Genomic DNA, 13,552 nt, shown 5'->3' with positions numbered 1-13,552 from the left:
AAGGTTGCCAGTGACAACTAGTTGGCTATATTGGTTGTTGAAGACAACCAAATAGGAAGCCCTGATATGGATCCCCGTCCCCTGCGCGCCCTGTCGCGCGATCTGGTTCGCGAACTCGGCATGCTCTCCCAGCAGTGTGGCGAGCTGGCACTGACCCCGCTCGAAGCGCATCTGCTAATCGAACTGGAGAGCGGCCCCGCCACCAACCAGCAACTGGCCGAGCGGCTGCGCATCGACAAGTCCAATGCCAGCCGCCCGCTGGCCCGCCTCGCCGAACGGGAGCTCATCAGCTGGCACCCCCATCCGTCCGATGGACGCAGCAAGGAGGCGCGCCTCACCATCGCCGGCCAGGCCCAACTACTGGTGCTGCATCAGGAGATGGACAGCGCCATGGAAGAGACCCTGGCCCAGCTCACCCTGAGCGAACGTGAGCAGTTGTGGGCCGGCCTGCGTCTCTACCGCAGCGCCCTCTCCCGTGCCCGCCGTCAGCAGGGCTACCGCATCCGTTCCATCACTGCCGCCGACAATCCCCATATCGCCGCTGTGGTGCGCGCCGTCTCCGCCGAATACGGCCTCACCGCCGACAAGGGCTACGGGGTGGCCGACCCTGACCTCGATCGACTGCACGAGACCTATCTGGGGGAGATGAGCCGCTACTGGGTGATCGAAGGGCCTGATGGCACCATCCTCGGCGGCGGCGGCATAGCGCCGCTGGCGGGGGAAGAGGATCAGGTCTGCGAGCTGCAGAAGATGTACTTCATGCCCTCCCTGCGCGGGTTGGGGCTGGGTCGACGGCTGGTGCTGCTGGCACTGGACGAGGCACGCACCCTCGGTTACCAGCGCTGCTATCTGGAAACCACAGAGGTGTTGCGCGAGGCGACCACGCTCTACGAATCCCTCGGCTTCGAACATCTGCCTGGGCCGCTCGGCTGTACCGGCCACGATGCCTGCGAGATCTGCATGGTGCTGGAGCTGATGCCGGCAGAGTAAATGTGAGCTCCTATCCCCCTCATCCCCAGCCCTTCTCCCGCGAGGGGAGAAGGGAGCAAACAAGTTGCCTATAAACGGTGCCCTCTGCCTCACCTAAACCCGTTGGGTGTAGTGATCAAAGGCGATGACCTTCTGATATCCCTCTGATTCGTAGAGCGATTTGGCAGGATGATTGGATACGGCTGTGGCCAGCTTTACAGTCAGCGCATCTGTCTCTTTGGCAAAACTTGCCACCCGTTTTAACAGGGCTCGCGCCACTCCCTGCTGGCGGGCTGACTCGATGACAAAGAGATCGTTGAGATACCACATCCGCTTCATGGCAATGGAAGAGAATGCCGGGTAAAGCTGGGTAAAGCTGGGTAAAACCGATGCTTTCACCCATCTCATTGCGAGCAAGAAAGATAACTGAATCGGCATCCTCGAGGCGATCGGCGATAAACCCGGTTGCGGCACTCTGATCCGGCGCCTGCCCATAAAACTGCCGATAGGCATCAAACAGGCAACTGATTTCTTCAAGATGATCCGGGGTGGCCTGGATAATGTGCATTCAATGTCCTTATTGCAGTTTTTCCGAAATCCCATAACCAAGAGGAACCATATATTGGCGCCGTATGGAGAAATAGTTAGATATTCGTATCAAGAGGGGAAATAGAACCAGGCTGTCTGGATAAGGCCGTCCTTCACCTCGAACACCGCCACGCTCTCGATGGGCTCAGGGGAGAGACCATAAATCAGCTCGTGATCGAACACCTTGTTGCCGAGCAGGGTTCTGGAAAGCAGCTCGGCCCGCAAGGCCGGGTTGTTGAATCTGTGCTCGGCATAGAAGCTACGGAGCGCCCCCTTGCCGACTGTGCTCGGGGTCTCGGTCGGCATGCGATAGCCTTTGAAATCCTCGGCGAAACAGGCCAGGAAGGCGTCGAGGTCGTGGGCATTGTAGGCGGCAAACTGCGCCTCGACAGGCAGAGTGACGGACATATTCATCTCCATTAATGAAATTTAAATCACTTATCCGTTATTTTTATTCACACATCAAGCCCCGGATGGGGATAGCCTCCCGAAAGCGCACATAACAAAAGACCCCGCCGAAGCGGGGTCTCTCTTGTCATCAGCCACCCGCAGGGCGCGGGCGGGGTGATCAATGCTCGCGAGTCTGGCGGAAGTGAACGTCCGGATGACGTTCCTGAGACAGACGCAGGTTGACCATGGTCGGTGCTATGTAGGTGAGGTTGTCACCGCCATCCAGCGCCAGGTTCAACTCGTTCTTGCGCTTGAACTCCTCGAACTTCTTGACGTCGGTCCCTTCCACCCAGCGGGCGGTGGAGACGTTGACCGCCTCGTACAGGGCTTCGACGTTGTACTCGCTCTTCAAACGCGAAACCACCACATCGAACTGCAGCACACCGACGGCGCCGACGATGAGATCGTTGCTGATGAGCGGACGGAACACCTGCACTGCGCCCTCTTCGGAGAGCTGCACCAGCCCCTTGAGCAGCTGCTTCTGCTTGAGCGGATCGCGCAGGCGGATGCGGCGGAACAGCTCGGGGGCAAAGTTCGGGATGCCGGTGAACTTGAGATCCTCACCCTGGGTGAAGGTGTCGCCTATCTGTATGGTGCCGTGGTTGTGCAGACCTATGATATCGCCCGCGACGGCCTCGATGGCCTGCTCCCGATCACCGGCCATGAAGGTGACGGCGTCTGAGATGTTCACGTCCTTGCCGATCCGCACGTGGCGCATCTTCATGCCCTTGCTGTAAGTGCCGGACACCACACGCATGAAGGCGATACGGTCGCGGTGTTTCGGATCCATGTTCGCCTGGATCTTGAACACGAAGCCGGAGAATTTCTCCTCGGTCGCCTCGACCAGACGGCTCTCGGCCTTGCGCGGCATAGGCGCAGGGGCCCAATCGGTCAGGCCGTCCAGCATGTGGTCGACGCCAAAGTTACCCAGCGCAGTACCGAAGAAGACCGGGGTCATGTCGCCGGCGATAAAGGCCTCGTGATCGAACTCGGGAGAGGCGCCCTGCACCAGCTCCAGTTCACCACGCAGCTGGGCTGCCAGATCTTCGCCGATGACGGCGTCCAGATCAGGGTTGTGCAGGCCCTTGACCACCCGCTTCTCCTGGATGGTATGGCCCTGACCGGTCTGATACAGGTAGGTCTCGTCCTTGTAGAGGTGATAGACACCCTTGAAGGATTTGCCGCAGCCGATGGGCCAGGTGATGGGGGCACACATGATCTTCAGCTCGCGTTCCACCTCGTCCATCACTTCCATGGGATCGCGCACTTCGCGGTCCAGCTTGTTCATGAAGGTGAGGATGGGGGTATCGCGCAGCCGGGTCACTTCCATCAGCTTGCGAGTACGATCTTCGACACCCTTGGCGGCATCGATGACCATCAGGCAGCAGTCGACCGCCGTCAGAGTACGGTAGGTATCTTCGGAGAAGTCCTCGTGACCCGGGGTATCGAGCAGGTTGACCAGGCAATCCGCATAGGGGAACTGCATCACAGAGGTGGTGATGGAGATACCACGCTGCTTCTCCATCTCCATCCAGTCGGATTTGGCGTGCTGGCCTGAGCCACGGCCCTTGACGGTACCGGCGCGCTGAATGGCATGTCCGAACAGCAGGACCTTTTCGGTGATGGTGGTTTTACCCGCATCCGGGTGCGAGATGATCGCAAAAGTGCGTCTCTTGGAGACTTCACTCAGAAATTCAGCTGACATAATTCAACGTTCTTCTATTGGGCGGCGGCCTTGGCCACCGTGGGAATAAATACGGGATGCCGCTCACGGCACATGTATACGCAACGAAAGCCACGCCAGCTGGCGTTTTGCCAACCCGGTGGAGAGAGGGAGGAGGGCTGCGTTACATGGGTCTTCTCGCCTGAGTCAAAGCAAAATTGCGCGACATTATACCCGCGCGAGTGAAAAATACCCAGCCCGGCTTAGAGCCGTTCGCGAAGGGTGTCAGATCGCCCTATTCGGCCCGCATTACCTGGTTGCGACCGGCCTGCTTGGCTCTGTACATGGCCTCATCGGCCCGCTTGATCAGATCCCCCAGACTGTCATCGAGCAGGCTGCATTCGGCACAGCCAATGCTGACATGCACCGGATGGCCCTCCGGCATCTCCTCTATGTGCAACCGGGAGACCTCATGACGGATCCGCTCAGCCACCTCGAGTGCCTCCTCCATACGGGTATCAGGCAGCAGCACCAGAAACTCTTCGCCACCGTGCCGCCCGACCCTGTCCAGATGACGCATCTGGGCGCCGATGCAGCTGGCCACGGCAGTCAGCACCCTGTCTCCCATGTGGTGACCCAGGGTGTCATTGACCTGCTTGAAGTGGTCTATGTCCAGGATCAGCACGCACAGTGGCTTGCCATTGTCTCTGGCCTGCCTGAACCACACCTCTCCCTTGGCCTGGATCTGGCGACGATTGTGGATGCCGGTCAGCTCGTCGGTCATGGCAAGCTGACGCAGCTTGCGGGAGCGATTTAACAGGTAGAGCGCCAGCATCCCCATGACGACCAGCAACAGTACCACCACGATATATTGCCACTGGCGCCGCTCCTGCAACTGCTTCAACCGCTCGGCCTGAACCAGCTGCCGGGTCTTGAGGGTCTGGTTCTCCAGCTCCTTGCGAGCCAGATCGAACTCCAGGCGGATCTGGGCCGAACGCTGTTCGTTCAGCAAGCGATCCAGCACGCTCTTTATCTGCACATACTGCTGGAGCGCCGCCAGCGCACCATTGACCTGACCCTGCTGCTCAAGAATTCTGGCCCTGGCCTGATAGATCCAGGCGAGAAAGCGCTGGTTCTGCTCCTGACTGAAGATGGACTCGGCCCTGGCCAGATAGTGCAGGGCCTTGTCCCACTCCTTTTTGGCATCCAGCGTCAATCCCATCACCAGTTGCCATAGCCCCAGCGTCGCCTCGTCCGTATCTTTTTCATGTCGATACAGAACAGGTTTCGCCTGCTCCAGCTTGGTCAGCGCCTCGTCAACCCGCTTCAGATTCAGCAGGCACCAGGACAACTCGACCCTGAGCCAGGCGAGATCCATCTCTCTCTGCTGCTGACGGTAATAACGCTCACCCGCTTCTAGCAGGGGCAGGGCTTGCTCGTAACGGCCCTGATCGGTATAGAGGATGGCCAGCTGGGTACCGACATCGATCAGGTTGCTCTGATCGTGCCGTTGCAGATAGGCCTGCATCAGCTCTTCAAAATACTCATGGGCTCGCGCGTATATCCCCATTCGCCGGTAGGTGTTGGCAATCTGGGCCAACACCTGCAGCCTCATCCCCTCCAGTCCCAGCGCAACATAGCCGTCATAGGCGGCGAGCAGGTCTATCAAGCCCTGGGCCAATGCCCCCTGATAGGCAAACATATCGCCCCGATAACTGAGAGCATCGCTCTTCAGACGAGGATCCTCGAGAGCCTCAGCCAGTACCAAGGCGGCATCATAATCCGCCTTGGCCTGGGTCATATTGCCCAGCATCTGCTGATTGAAGCCCCGGCAGATAAAGAGCCCGGCCTCCGTCTCTCTGTCCTGCCGCTTGCGAGCCGACACCAACTGCTCACTGGCAAACGCAATGGTCGCCTCATATTCGCTGGTACGCTCGGAATCGCGCGCCCAGCACTGCAACCGGGCGATGCGTCCCTGCAACTGTGGTGAGTAGCTCTCCCTGTGGGCCGCCAAGGCGGCAACCCGCAACCGGAAGACTCGAGGGGGAAGAGCATCATTTTCCAACTGGCTCAGCTCCCCGACGAGCACAGGTTCCGGCAAGGGGCCACGGGCTGCCCACACCGGCGCGGCCCACCCTGCGAGCAGGAGCAGCGGCATCAGACAAAGTGAAGCCATTTTAGGAATCATGAGAGGAAACAAGCTCATTGCGGCGCAAACATGGACTTATCATATCGCTCCTTGGGTAGCTCGCCAGCAAAACCTGTCCATGCGGTACCACTCACAGGCCACCAGCCCCGGCCAGAAGCTTTGCCAAGTGCAAGACGAGAGGAGGGCTGCATTATCGTTTTGTCGCACTTTACAGGCTCACAGCCAGCATCGACTATAGGCCGCAACGATCACAGGGAAGAACGAGTTCATGACATACGAGGAGCTGCAGGCCGCCTATAACAAGCTGCTGCAGGAGAATGAGCGCCTGAAGCGGGTGGCCGACGATGCGCGGGAGAAACTGGATGCCGCCATGGACGGCACTGGCCTGTGTATCTGGCAGAATCACCTTCCCACCGGCAAGCTCATCATCTTCAACCGACGCTGGGGGGCCATGCTCGGCTACCAGCCCAAGGAGCTGTCGGCCCACTTCGATGTGTGGCGTGAACACCTGCATCCGGAAGACAGGGAGCGGGTACTGCAGGCCTTCTTCGATCATCTGAGCGGCAAGAGCCCCTTCTATCAGGTGATGCACCGCATGATCGCCAAGGATGGCAAGACCACCTGGGTGCTGGACAGGGGCCGGGTGGTGGAGTGGGATGAGCAGGGCCAACCGCTGCGGGTGATGGGTACCCACATCGACATCACCCATGAGAAGGAGTACGAACAGCAGCTCGCCCAGCTCGCCCATCGGGATCCTCTCACTGGCCTGCTCAATCGCACTGCATTGCAACGCCAGTTCCCGCAGGAGTTCAGGGCCATCTGCTTCATCGATCTCGATAACTTCAAGCAGGTGAACGACAACCTTGGCCACAGGGCAGGTGATGAGCTACTGATCGCCCTCACCCAGCGGATCAAGGCCTGTTGTGACGAAGGGGTGAAGCTGGGCCGCCTCGGCGGGGATGAGTTCGTGTTGCTGCTGCCCTGGCACAGTGACGATCCCCGCACCCATCACCTGGCCCACCAGTGCGTCAATGTCATCTCGACTCCGTTCGAGCTGCCCAACGGCGAAGCCGAGGTGGGATTGAGCATGGGGATAGCGCAGATCCGGCCACAAGATGACTTCAGCACGGCGCTGGCCAGAGCCGATCAGGCCATGTATCGGGTCAAGCGCAGCGGCAAGCGGGGTTTTTATGTCTCCCAGCCCAGCGGCCAGCCCCTGCTGGATCAGGATCAGGTCAACGAGCGGGGTCTCGGCCACCAGCCCGGCGCCTGAAAAAAGTCAAATGGGCAGAGGCCCCATCACCTTGACTGCGCGAATGGCGAAGTGGCTGCTGATGTCATTTACCATGTCCTGGGACTGCAATCGTCTGATCCACTGCTCATAGGCGGGCAGATCCGGCACCACCACCTCCAGCAGATAGTCGTAATTGCCGGAGACGGTGTGGCAGCTAATCACCTCAGCCATGGCCGCCACCGCCTGCTCGAAGGCATCTACCAAGGGCTCCTTGTGCTGGCTGAGCCGCACGTTGACGAAGATGGTGATGCCAAGGCCAAGTTTCTCCCGCGCCAGCACGGCACGATACCCCTGAATGTGTCCCTCCCCCTCCAGCCGCCTCAGGCGCCGCGCACAGGGGGAGGCTGACAAACCAACCTGCTCCGCCAGCTCCACTGTGGAGAGGCGACCATCCTGTTGCAGCAACCGCAGCAGATGTAAATCAATTCTGTCGAGCATCTTGGCGATATCCGGTAAAAATCCCTGTTGGATTGGCTGAAACTAGCAAATACATCCGGATTTCTCAAACAGTTTGCCCTGAAACACCCTCCCTCCTGGCCGGATAATGGCGCAGGACATTCCATGGAGGGAGCCCTTATGTCATTCACCCTGTCACCCCGTTGCAGCGGCTGGGCCGCCGCCCTCGCCACTGTGCTGCTCTGGTCCGGTTTCTTCCTCTCCCTGCGCCTTGGTGCAGAGGAGAAGCTCCCGCCACAGGCGCTGGCGCTGCTGCGATTTGGGATCCCCGCCTTGCTGCTGCTTCCCTACTACTGGCGCCACCGCACCCGGCTGCACAGCATTCCCCTGCGCTGGCAGCTGGCCATGCTGATCGGGGCCGGTCTGCCCTTCTTCTGGCTCGGAGCCACCGGCATGCAGCTGGCTCCGGTCGCCCAGGGCAGCGCCCTGATACCGGGCACAGCCCCCCTCATGGTCAGCCTGCTGGGCCTGCTGCTGTGGCGCGAACCTTGCCCCGCCCAACGGCGCTGCGGGCTCTCCCTCATCGCCCTGGCCACGGCGACCCTGCTGCTGAGCGGGGAGCCCGGTTTATGGCAGGGGCAAGTCTGTTTTCTGGGGGCGGCCCTGCTGTGGGCCCTGTTTACCCTGGCAGTCAGGCACAGCGGACTCGCGGCGCTGGATGCCGCCGCCCTGGTGGCGGTGCCCTCAGCCCTGTTGCTGCTGCCGACACTCCTGTGGAGCCCCTTGCCCACTGTGGGTCATGCCAGCATCTGGTTATGGCAGGGTTTGTTGCAGGGAATTGGGGCCGGTTTGCTGGCGGCGCTCTGTTACGCCCACGCCATTCGCACCCTGGGGGCCGAGGTCAGCTCGGCACTCGGCTCCCTGACCCCTGTGATGGCGGCCATGCTGGCCTGGTGGCTGCTGGGGGAGACCCTCTCCCAGCCGGTATGGCTGGCGCTGGGCCTCTTGTGTGTCGGCGTTGTGCTGGCCAGTCTGCCAGTATGGCGCGGATCAGGGGGGTCAATATCAGCTACGCAACCAGCGGCGCAGCAAGCGGCCGCGCAAACCGCAGTCGAGTAGCCAGCTTTTATCGAACACCCGCAGCAGGGCCGGCTTGGCGTGACGGGACATGGCAACGGCGTTGAATCGGGTGCCACGGCCACGCTGGCGGTCCATCAGCTCCACCAGCGAAGCGGGCAGACGCTGGGCAATGAAGTCGGAGATCACTAGCACATCCGCCAGCTCGAAACCGGGCGCCTGTAACTGTTGCAGAGTGGCGCTCAGGCAGGGCAGCAGATCCGTGCCGCCATTGAAGGTCATGGCCAGAAAACGCTGAGCCTCATCGAGGCCGTTGGCATCGGTCAGCTCGAAGGTCGCCACATCGGTGGAGAAGAGCATCACGAAGCAGCGCCGCTGCTCGGTCAAGGCAAGCTGCAACAGTGCCAGCGCCAGCGCCTTGGCACACTGCTCAGGGTAACCCCCCATGGAGCCGGACGTGTCGATACAGACAATCACTGGCCCCATGGGCTGCAACTCCTGATCACCCCGATCCGTGGTACGAGGCAGCAACTGATGCCTCGGCAGGGTACCTCTGGCCTGATAGCTGAGCAGGCGCCGCTCCAGATAGCGGCGGTAAAACTCCAGCTCCAGCTCGGGCACCCCCAGCATGACGGCCTCACTCGGCAGCATTCTCATCAGATCATTGGCCGGGTGGATCCCGACCAGATCATCGGGCACATCGTCACTTAACACCGGCTCCTGGATCAGGGTGGGCTGCGGCGGCTGGGGCCGCTGCAACTGCTCGCTATCGTGCAGACTGCGCCCCATGCTGTCTGCGATCTCCTGCAACATGGGCTCTTTGCGCAACATGGCGGCATATTGGCGGATCAGCACCAGAGAGGCAGGCTGCCAGCGTCCCTGAGCCAGGTTCCACAAGCCACCGGCCGTGCGCCGCTGGGGATCCAGCACTTGTTCCAGCACCTCGCTGGCGCCTATCTGTTCCTCCAGCTCCTGCTGCAACCTGAGCCGCTCCGCCTCGGCCAGCTCCTGCTGCAAACGCAGCAAGGCCCCTACCAGGCTGGCTCGCCACTTCTCAAGCATCAGCCGCCTGGCTCCCTCGGTGGGATGATCCACCAACTGATGGGCCAGCTGTCGCCCCTCATCGGCAAAGTCGCTACCCCGCTCCAGAGCACTGAGCAGGGTAGGCAACTCGGCCACAAGGCGAGCGAGGGAAAGGGAGATAAAGTGCTGATAGAGCAGAAACTCCTGTTCCAGCACGGGAGGAACAGGAGTATGGGCTATGGTGTCGTTCACCTGATGGCGCCAGCGCTGCAGCCGCTGTTTCAGGGAACGGCCCTGTGCCTTGCCTATCCGGATGAAGCGGGAGATCTGGGTACTGGCCAGCAGGGCGACCACCATCTCGGACACCATCTCTCCCTCCGAGATCGCCAGCAAGGCGCTCATGGTGCCAATTTCGATCATTTACCCCTGCTCCCCGCACAGCAGTGGCAGGCGCTGCTGCCACTGGGCCAGTTGCTCAGCCGTTTGATCAAGTTCACGGGCCAGGGTGAAGAAGCCCTCCTCGATGGCTACCAGCCAGCGCGAACCGATGAAATAGTGGGGTTGGTGGTCATCAAAACGATGACGCTGGCGACGCAGATCGGTGCGCAAGGCCGCCAGCTGGTCACTGAGGTTGGCAAGGGTCTTGTACCAGGGGGCGCTTATCAGACCAGGCAAGGGCTCACGGCACACCAGCACCAGAGGAATGGGGTGGCGCTGGCTGTCGAGCAGATTGAGACGCTGGCTGCTGTCGAGCTCAAGCTCCAGCGTCAATCCTGTCTTGCTGCCAACGGGATGGAACATCACCTTGTCGCCACCGAACTGCCAGTGACCCAGCACCACCTTGTCACACTCCAGTGTCTCTACCAGCAGATCCGGCTCCTCCGGGCTGAGTCGGGCCGGGGTAAGCAGGTGCAGCTGGATTTGCAGACCCCGCTCCCCCTGCTTGCGGGCCTCCTCCAGGGGCAATTGCCAGCCCTTGCTGCGCTTGCCCAGCATCCCCTTGTGGGGATCCGCCTTGAGCGCCAGCCGGATACTCATCTGCTGTTGCAACTCCTGCAAGGCCGAGGTGACGGCCATATGACGGGAAATCAATGCCTGCTGCCGGTAACAGTGCAGACGGGCAAACTCCTCCATCAGCGTCAGCAGGGCGGTGCGGCTCTCTTCGTTATGCCAGAGACAATCTTTCAGCAGCAGCAGATCCAGCGGCGCTACCTCCCGCCGGCCATGGAAGAAGGCACTGGCCTTGCACAGGCGTACCGCCTTTTTCCAGCGCCGATCCGAGACATAGCAGGGTTCGTCGCCCATGCTGTCGAGCCGCTGTCGCAGCTGATAGACAAGCTCGAATACCTCGTCGGGCAACACCACCTGCTCGATCTGCCGTTGCCACAGCAGATATTCCTCGCTTTGCACCTGCAGGGCAGGAGAGAGGTGACGGGGGGAGGCGCCATCACTGGACAACATGGCCTGGAAGTTGGATTTCTCTTGCACCCTGTCCATCCAGACGCGCACCAGCATACGGTCATAGAGCGCATCCAGCCCGCTGTCCTGGGCGGGCAGCTCGTTGGAGGCGCTGATCAGCAGACGCATCGGAATGGGGAGTGTCTCGTCGCCGTTACGGAACTGACGCTCGTTGATGGCAGTCAGCAGGGTGTTGAGGATGGCCGGGCCCGCCTTCCAGATCTCGTCGAGAAAGACCACCTCGGCCTGGGGCAGATATCCGGCGGTCAGGCGCAGGTACTTGCCATCTTCCTTCAGGGCCTGGATAGACAAGGGGCCAAACACCTCCTCCGGCGTGCTGAAGCGGGTCATCAGGTACTCGAAGTGACGGGCTTCATGGAAGGCAAGCTTGAGACGACGGGCAATCAGGCTCTTGGCAATCCCGGGGGGGCCCAGCAGAAACACGCTCTCGCCGCTCAGTGCCGCCAGCAGGCCTAGCCGCAAGGCATCCTGGCGTTCATAAAGCCCCTCGCCGAGGGCGGCCAGCAGGTTGGGCAGGCGTTCATGAATGGGCACGGCACGGGCAGAACTGTGAGCAGATAATGACATAGAGAGCATTCCGAAGCTGGGATCACGATAATTCCGGGTCACGTCATGACGATCAGATTGCCCGGGGTTGGTTTTATTATGATGTTGTCTGTTATGGTCTGCCTGCCAACCCCATCCCGACTGACCGGACTGGAAGCACAGCAGAATGGCAAAGAGTGCAGAAAAAGGCGTTCGAGTGTACCCTTCGCAGCACATTTTTCACCAACTCAGATCAAGAGTGAGTCATCATCCATGCAAGATCCCGTTCGCCAGCACATCTTGGCCAGAATCGGTATTCAAGGCTGGCAACTCAGACGCCCCCAGTTACTGGCTGGCTCTCGTGATGAGGCAGCACAGACCGGGCAGCCAGATTCCCGGCCTCATGTCGACCTGCCCACCGGCAAGCTCTGGGTGCGGGCACCGGCGCTGCCGGATACCGCTCTGCTCCATGACATCTGCCAGCTGCTGGGGATTGCCCCCCATAAGGTGAGCCTGCTGCAGGAGATGCCGGAGCAAGCCGCGCCCCCGCTGCTCTGGCTCACCGAGCCGGATCCTCGCTGGCCAGAGGCGCTGATCTGTCCGCTCTCTCCCGATGCGCCCCACAAACGGGCGCTGTGGCAACAGTTGCGCCAACGGGTGCCATCCAGCCAGGAGCAGGGCTCATTGTGATCGGCTCCGGGCCGCAATGCAGCCCGGCCATCTCATCTTTACCAAACTTTACATTTGGCCGACCGGGCCAGCCGACCCCGCATTAACCGGAGTGATCATGCACCTCTTTCGTCCCCTGCTCGAATCCGACTTCGAGCTTGTCTATCCCATAGAACAAGCCGCCCACAAGGAGTCCTGGAGCCAGGCCAATCTGCTCTCCTGTTTCGGGCCGCGCTATCTCAATGGTTTGATGCTGGTGGATGGACAGCCTGCGGGGTTCTACATCTCGGATCTGGTGGCGGGCGACAGTTCGCTGATGAACATCTGCGTGCACCCCGATTTTCAGGGCAAGGGGCTGGGACGGGCACTGCTGAAGGAGTATCTCGCCCGCAGCAAGGAAAAGAGAGCCGAGGCCTGGTTTCTGGAAGTTCGCGCCAGCAACAAGGCCGCCATCGGCCTCTACGAGAGTGAAGGGTTTGCCGAGTATTGCCGCCGGGTCGACTACTATGGCACCGGCAACGAGCGGGAAGATGCCGTGCTCATGTCCCGCCTGTTCGACTTCAGCTGAGCCACACCCTCATGCCGACGCCGCTCAGAGCAGCGGCGCATTGTCGAGAGCAGGATCCTGCAGGCTTTGGGTGGTGTGCAGCACGGCTTCGAAACCGGCCGCCGACAGCGGCATGAAGAAGCCGCGCTGCCAGGTAACTCCCGGCATCCAGATCTGCTCGAGATCCACCACTATCTTGATGGGCTTGAGGGGTTCTCCCGGCCGTTGCACATAGATGCCTGGCGGGGTGGCAACCTGCGGGAAGCGGCGCAGTATATGCTCGCTGCCATCCTTCGCATGGGGATTGAGCCGTACCTTGATCAGCTTGGTCAGCACGGGTGACATGTCGTCAGACTGCCACAGCATCTTGTCCAGCAGTTTGCAGCGTCGGCACTTGGCACTCTCAATCACATAGAGCAATGAATACCCCTTGTGCAGAGCCAGCTGCTGCGCTTTTTCGTACCCCTGGGCCCCAGCCAGCCAGGGGGTCTCCTCCTCGGCCGGCGTGCCACTGAACACAAACCAGAGCCCACCCGTCCCAGCCAACAACAGCAATACCCCCGTGATAATTCCCTTGATCCCGACACGCATTGTTCACCCTCTCTGAATGACTCCGTTCACTTGTCGACCATCATGCCTCAGCTCGCCCTGGTTGGCGACTTTGTGATCCAGGACAAATGGCGAACACTTGTAAGCTGTAATGTTGGAGTTTAAACTCTAGCG

13 protein-coding genes are annotated in these 13,552 nt (G+C 60.7%); 5 read left to right on the top strand and 8 right to left on the bottom strand.

Features of this window, described 5'->3' with window-relative positions; all coding sequences use genetic code 11:
• Positions 1 to 66 precede the first annotated feature (66 nt).
• Positions 67 to 990, top strand: a complete 924-nt coding sequence (locus tag GWQ29_RS20200) for a GNAT family N-acetyltransferase (RefSeq protein WP_275909898.1) — start codon at positions 67 to 69, stop codon at positions 988 to 990.
• Positions 991 to 1,083: 93 nt separating this feature from the next.
• Here the strand turns inward: GWQ29_RS20200 and GWQ29_RS20195 are convergent, their stop codons facing one another.
• The 4 genes from GWQ29_RS20195 to GWQ29_RS20180 all read right to left on the bottom strand — a co-directional run bounded on the left by GWQ29_RS20195 (position 1,084) and on the right by GWQ29_RS20180 (position 5,846).
• On the bottom strand, positions 1,084 to 1,506 hold the full coding sequence (locus tag GWQ29_RS20195; protein ID WP_275920188.1) for a GNAT family N-acetyltransferase: 423 nt from the start codon (positions 1,504 to 1,506) through the stop codon (positions 1,084 to 1,086).
• Between the two features lie 120 nt (positions 1,507 to 1,626).
• Positions 1,627 to 1,965 carry a nuclear transport factor 2 family protein gene (locus tag GWQ29_RS20190; RefSeq protein WP_058394971.1) on the bottom strand — a complete coding sequence of 113 codons (339 nt, stop codon included), beginning with the start codon at positions 1,963 to 1,965 and terminating at the stop codon, positions 1,627 to 1,629.
• 160 nt (positions 1,966 to 2,125) lie between these two features.
• Positions 2,126 to 3,715, bottom strand: a complete 1,590-nt coding sequence (gene prfC, locus GWQ29_RS20185) for a peptide chain release factor 3 (RefSeq protein ID WP_169047626.1) — start codon at positions 3,713 to 3,715, stop codon at positions 2,126 to 2,128.
• 250 nt (positions 3,716 to 3,965) lie between these two features.
• Positions 3,966 to 5,846 carry a GGDEF domain-containing protein gene (locus GWQ29_RS20180; protein WP_275920187.1) on the bottom strand — a complete coding sequence of 627 codons (1,881 nt, stop codon included), beginning with the start codon at positions 5,844 to 5,846 and terminating at the stop codon, positions 3,966 to 3,968.
• A 241-nt stretch (positions 5,847 to 6,087) separates the two neighbouring features.
• Between GWQ29_RS20180 and GWQ29_RS20175 the strand changes: the two genes are divergently transcribed.
• Positions 6,088 to 7,092, top strand: coding sequence for a sensor domain-containing diguanylate cyclase (locus GWQ29_RS20175; protein WP_275920186.1), 1,005 nt, complete (start codon positions 6,088 to 6,090; stop codon positions 7,090 to 7,092).
• 6 nt (positions 7,093 to 7,098) lie between these two features.
• Here the strand turns inward: GWQ29_RS20175 and GWQ29_RS20170 are convergent, their stop codons facing one another.
• A complete protein-coding gene (locus GWQ29_RS20170; RefSeq protein WP_021138620.1) occupies positions 7,099 to 7,551 on the bottom strand; it encodes an Lrp/AsnC family transcriptional regulator in 453 nt (150 codons plus the stop codon).
• A 138-nt stretch (positions 7,552 to 7,689) separates the two neighbouring features.
• On the opposite strand from GWQ29_RS20170, the gene GWQ29_RS20165 reads away from it, so the two are divergent.
• Complete coding sequence (locus tag GWQ29_RS20165) at positions 7,690 to 8,628, top strand: DMT family transporter (RefSeq protein ID WP_275920185.1); 939 nt, start codon at positions 7,690 to 7,692, stop codon at positions 8,626 to 8,628.
• On the opposite strand, the gene viaA is transcribed toward GWQ29_RS20165, so the two are convergent.
• Entirely contained in the window at positions 8,575 to 10,029 is a 1,455-nt protein-coding gene (viaA, locus tag GWQ29_RS20160; protein ID WP_275920184.1) for an ATPase RavA stimulator ViaA, read from the bottom strand. The genes GWQ29_RS20165 and viaA overlap by 54 nt on opposite strands.
• Complete coding sequence (locus tag GWQ29_RS20155; RefSeq protein WP_275920183.1) at positions 10,030 to 11,655, bottom strand: ATPase RavA domain-containing protein; 1,626 nt, start codon at positions 11,653 to 11,655, stop codon at positions 10,030 to 10,032.
• Positions 11,656 to 11,886: 231 nt separating this feature from the next.
• On the opposite strand from GWQ29_RS20155, the gene GWQ29_RS20150 reads away from it, so the two are divergent.
• Both GWQ29_RS20150 and rimI read left to right on the top strand, forming a co-directional pair.
• Complete coding sequence (locus GWQ29_RS20150; RefSeq protein WP_275920182.1) at positions 11,887 to 12,303, top strand: hypothetical protein; 417 nt, start codon at positions 11,887 to 11,889, stop codon at positions 12,301 to 12,303.
• Positions 12,304 to 12,400: 97 nt separating this feature from the next.
• On the top strand, positions 12,401 to 12,850 hold the full coding sequence (gene rimI / locus GWQ29_RS20145) for a ribosomal protein S18-alanine N-acetyltransferase (protein ID WP_275920181.1): 450 nt from the start codon (positions 12,401 to 12,403) through the stop codon (positions 12,848 to 12,850).
• 24 nt (positions 12,851 to 12,874) lie between these two features.
• On the opposite strand, the gene GWQ29_RS20140 is transcribed toward rimI, so the two are convergent.
• Complete coding sequence (locus GWQ29_RS20140) at positions 12,875 to 13,420, bottom strand: hypothetical protein (RefSeq protein ID WP_275920180.1); 546 nt, start codon at positions 13,418 to 13,420, stop codon at positions 12,875 to 12,877.
• Positions 13,421 to 13,552 lie beyond the last annotated feature (132 nt).

It is taken from the genome of Aeromonas sp. 2HA2, from assembly GCF_029237345.1.
GTDB lineage: Bacteria > Pseudomonadota > Gammaproteobacteria > Enterobacterales > Aeromonadaceae > Aeromonas > Aeromonas salmonicida.
This window is presented reverse-complemented; position numbering and strand designations above follow the sequence as displayed.